The following is a 4,722-nucleotide window of genomic DNA, read 5'->3' as shown; positions in this document are numbered from 1 at the left end:
ATGTATAAAAAACAGACAGAATGATTAACTCAATAAGAATAGTATGGAAAAATTGTCAAATCAGAATTTAACAAGATGAAAATAAAAAAGCCGCCCAAAGGACGGCTTTCAACATATTATGTCAACAAAAATTTAGTCGATATAACGTTCAATTGTCTGTGCACGATCAGGACCTACAGACACAATCTTTATCGGAGTACCCAATTGTTCTTCCAGGAATGTGATATATGCATTGAATTCTTCCGGGAATTCATCTTCACTCGTCATCTTCGTCATATCTGTTTTCCAGCCTGGAAGTTCCGCATATACAGGTTCTACCCCTTCTGTAATATCATATGGGAAATAATCAATTTCTTCTCCATTTACATTGTATGCTACACAAGCCTTGATTGTATCAAATCCATCCAGCACATCACTCTTCATCAGAATCAACTGAGTTACTCCATTGACCATAATCGCATAACGCAAAGCAACCAAGTCAACCCAACCACAACGGCGTTCACGTCCTGTTACAGCTCCATATTCATGACCTAAATCACGAATAGTCTTACCGGTTTCATCAAAAAGTTCTGTAGGGAACGGACCTGAACCTACACGTGTACAATAAGCTTTCATAATACCATACACCTCACCAATTTTGTTAGGACCTAACCCCAACCCTGTGCATGCACCTGCACAAATGGTGTTAGATGAAGTCACAAAAGGATATGAACCGAAGTCCACATCAAGCATAGTTCCCTGAGCACCTTCACAAAGTACTGACTTACCTTCATTTAGCAAACGATTGATTTCATGTTCGCTGTCCACCAGATGGAACTGACGAAGGTATTCAATACCTTCCATCCATTGTTTTTCCAGTTCGGTAATGTCATACTCATAGTTAAGACTCTTCAAGATAGCTTCATGACGAGCTTTGGCAGCTGCATATTTTTTATCAAAATTATGCAGAATATCGCCTACACGCAATCCATTACGGCTCACCTTGTCCGTATAAGTCGGGCCAATACCCTTTCCGGTAGTTCCTACTTTCGAGTCTCCCTTGGCAGCTTCGTACGCCGCATCCAGAATACGATGAGTAGGAAGAATCAGATGGGCTTTCTTAGAAATGTGCAAACGTTCTTTCAACGGATGTCCGCTTGCTTCCAACGCTTCTGCTTCTGCCTTAAACAAAGAAGGATCAAGCACCACTCCATTACCAATGATATTCACTTTATCACCCTGAAATATTCCAGAAGGAATAGAACGAAGTACATATTTCTGACCTTCAAATTCAAGTGTATGTCCGGCGTTCGGGCCGCCTTGGAAACGGGCAACCACATCGTAACGAGGAGTCAAGACATCGACGACTTTACCTTTTCCTTCGTCGCCCCACTGTAAACCTAACAAAACATCTACTTTCATGATTCTTTATGTTTTATATATTCCTTATACTATTTCTTTTTCCGCTTAGCCGCCATACATTTACTACACAAACCATAAATATAAAGAGAATAATGTGAAGCATAAAATCCCTTTAACTTTGTCTGCGCAATGGCCTGTTTCAGATTATCATCTTCAAACTCCGAAACTTTTCCGCAACAGGTACAAATCATGTGATGGTGAGTCTCATTATTATACGACCGTTCATACTGAGAAGTATTGCCAAACTGATGCTTGATGACCAGTCCTGCATCAATAAGCAGAATAATGGTATTGTACAGAGTAGCCCGGCTGACCCGGAACTTTTCCTTCTCCGCCATATAGCTGTACAACTCATCAACATCAAAATGTCCTTTAATGGAATAGATAGTATCAAGTATAGCATACCGTTCAGGCGTCTTTCGATGTCCGTTCTTCTGCAAATACTCTGTAAGAATTTGTTTCACTGTATCTTTTATATTCTCTTCCATCCCAATAATCGTTCAGCGGTCAAAGTTATATTTTTTTGAGTAATTTAGAAAGATTACAAGCCATATTCTATCTCATTTTTTATTTCTTCGGCCATCATTTTGACTTCAGATTTAGAAGATTTCAACAAATTCCCCAGCATACGAAGCACTATACGGGAATTGTTTTTTGATTGTAAGGCAAACTTACATAAAGCCCTAGCTGCCACATTGCGCATTTCGGTTCCTCCTTCCAACACGGTAAAAGCCTGGTCCAGAAACTCAGCTTCCGCCCTTTCATTCAGCGTCCATCCCTTCATCAGCAAACGAGTCATTAACAGATACCCGCACAATTGGAAATATTCCCGTTCATCAGCTATCCATGGGAAAACCACTTCCGAAGCATATGGCAAGCGTTGGAACAGATTCATTACCGTATATTCCGCCAATTCCGGATAACGCATGCCTTCTATCCATATTTCGGCAATTTCCCGGCAAAACCCCTCTTCGGGCTGCAGCAATCCAGCCATAATCTTGCATTCGCGGATGTTTTCTTTCCACAAAGCCTGAGCCAGTTCATGGCTACACGGATAATCCGCCGCAATTTCTTTAATACGGGGATATTCAATGCCAAAGTTCAGTCTATAATCAATACCTTTTTCACGCATACTTTGGGAAACCATTCCATTCATAAACAAGCGGAATTTCGACTTTATTTCCCTGATTGTATCCTGTATTTCTGCCATAATCAAATAGTCAAGTTAGAATAATCACGACCATAACGAAGCATCTGCTCGGTATAGCCTTCGGTATAATCAAGTTTTACATCCACAATACGTCCCTCGGCATCATATTGAGGACGATATTCCGGATTGACAAATCCTTTATAAGGTGCCAGATGAAGAGAACGGTAACGAGCCAATATTTCTTCATGAAGCGTAATATCCAGTTTCACCGCATACTTTTCCACAAGAGCACGGGCTGCTTCATAATCACCTTCGCTCTTTATACGTTGGATTTCACTTAACAATACGGCAAAAAGTCCGCGAAGTTGGAGATAATCGTTTATTTTCACATAAGTCTTACCTCCTTGTTTCACGAGTTCCACAATATTCATTGATTTACCATTCTCCAGTGCCCAGCGAGCAATCAACTGACGGTTACGCATATGAGCCTCTTCTAGGTCACAGCCCGGTTCAACACGTACCATCTGCGTAAGAAGTCCGTTCATCATATAAGCGTAATATTCAGCCTTGTACGCTTCCTCATCAGGAGTTAATCCCAGTTCCACCAGCTTTTCATCAGGCAAATAATACAAGCCAAACAAATCTGCTCGTGCCTCTTCTATCGTAGAGCCATACGCTTTCAAGGCATCCGGGTCAACTCCTGGAAGCAGTTTTCCTGATCCATGTCCTACACACTCATGCAAGTCCGTATGAAGGTCGCCCGTAATGTCAGCATATTTTTCCAGCAAATCTTTTTCTTCCTGGCTGTACACAAATTCTTCACGGAAGCCACTACCTTTAGCTGCCTTATTATAAGCATCTGTCAAATTTCCGATAGTCACTGATTTTGAACCATGCAAACTGCGGATCCAGTTTGAATTAGGCAGGTTAATTCCAATTGCCGAACTCGGATACAAATCTCCTCCTAACATGGCAGCTGTAATCACTTTGGCTGAAACGCCACGTACTACTCCCTTTTTAAATACAGGAGATACTGGAGAGTGATCTTCAAACCATTGCGCATGCAGACTGATAACTTCCGTACGGCGAGTAGCTTCTTCATCTTTAAAGTTCACAATTGATTCCCAACTTGCTTTCATTCCTAACGGGTCACCATAACTTTCAATAAAGCCATTGACAAAATCAACTTTAGACTCTGTATCTTCCAACCAGGCAATGGAGTAAGTATCAAACGTTTTCAAATCGCCTGTACGATAAAAGTCTATCAACAGACGGATGACTTCACGCTGTGCCTCATTTTCAGCCACAGCTTCCGCTTTTTCCAACCAGAAAATAATTTTTTCAATCGCTTCTCCATACATTCCGTCCAGTTTCCAGACTTCTTCTTGCAGGACTCCTTCTTTTTTTACCAGGCGACTATTCATTCCATACATAACCGGATGTGGACCACTTGCCATTTTCTGGATTGTATAGAAATTCTCAGCTTCACTCTGAGTTACCCCTTCATAATAGTTAGCAGCAGAAGTCATCACTAAATCCTCTCCATCTGCCTGGTTAACACGTTTAGGCATAACTTTAGGATTAAATATCACAGGAAACAATTTGTCACACATATCCTGAACTGATTCGCCATCTTTCAATGGAAGACAAGCTACATCCACATTCTCTATACACTCATGCAAAAACTCCGGTGAAAAAGCAGGTACAAATTTATCGCATGCATAATGGTGATATATGCCACTGGAAAACCAAACACGCTTCAAATAAACTTCCATCCCCTTAAATTCCGGATTACTACGGTCACCAGCATATGAAACATAAACCGCCTCCAACAATTTTCGGATCTGCAAATTATACTTTCCGTTCTGGTCAAAAAGAATGTCTCTTCCTTCCAAGGCTGCCTGTGAGAGATAATAAATCAACTGTTTCTGTCTCAAAGACAACTTTTCAAAACCGTCTACATGATAACGCAACAGCTGTAAATCAGCAAACTGTTCCACTATATAATTAAAACTTTCTAATGTACTCATTTTAACTCTTTATTTAAACGTTATTACAACATTATTATACAAAAGTCGTAGAAGTTTTTCGATTTCACAACAATAGCCCTGAAAACTTTATCAAAAAACTTTACATTCGTACAAAAGCACGATAAAAAGGCAACTTTTTAT

General features: G+C 40.4%; 4 protein-coding genes. All 4 read right to left on the bottom strand.

All coding sequences use genetic code 11. The features are described 5' to 3' along the window. Window positions 1-132 precede the first annotated feature (132 nt). From ACMJ0U_RS00055 to ACMJ0U_RS00040, 4 genes are read right to left on the bottom strand one after another with little or no spacing between them, the layout of a single operon-like run. Complete coding sequence (locus ACMJ0U_RS00055) at window positions 133-1,401, bottom strand: adenylosuccinate synthase (protein ID WP_417127353.1); 1,269 nt, start codon at window positions 1,399-1,401, stop codon at window positions 133-135. 29 nt (window positions 1,402-1,430) lie between these two features. After that, on the bottom strand, window positions 1,431-1,889 hold the full coding sequence (locus tag ACMJ0U_RS00050; protein ID WP_007561986.1) for a Fur family transcriptional regulator: 459 nt from the start codon (window positions 1,887-1,889) through the stop codon (window positions 1,431-1,433). Window positions 1,890-1,942: 53 nt separating this feature from the next. Next, window positions 1,943-2,611, bottom strand: a complete 669-nt coding sequence (locus tag ACMJ0U_RS00045) for a DNA alkylation repair protein (RefSeq protein ID WP_417127352.1) — start codon at window positions 2,609-2,611, stop codon at window positions 1,943-1,945. A gap of 2 nt (window positions 2,612-2,613) precedes the next feature. Continuing rightward, window positions 2,614-4,581, bottom strand: a complete 1,968-nt coding sequence (locus ACMJ0U_RS00040; protein WP_417127351.1) for a dipeptidyl-peptidase 3 family protein — start codon at window positions 4,579-4,581, stop codon at window positions 2,614-2,616. Window positions 4,582-4,722: the final 141 nt, after the last annotated feature.

The sequence above is a fragment of the Phocaeicola sp. genome, from assembly GCF_048170425.1.
Classification (GTDB): domain Bacteria; phylum Bacteroidota; class Bacteroidia; order Bacteroidales; family Bacteroidaceae; genus Phocaeicola.
The sequence above is the reverse complement of the archived record's forward strand: the minus strand, read 5'-3'. Positions and strand labels throughout refer to the sequence as shown.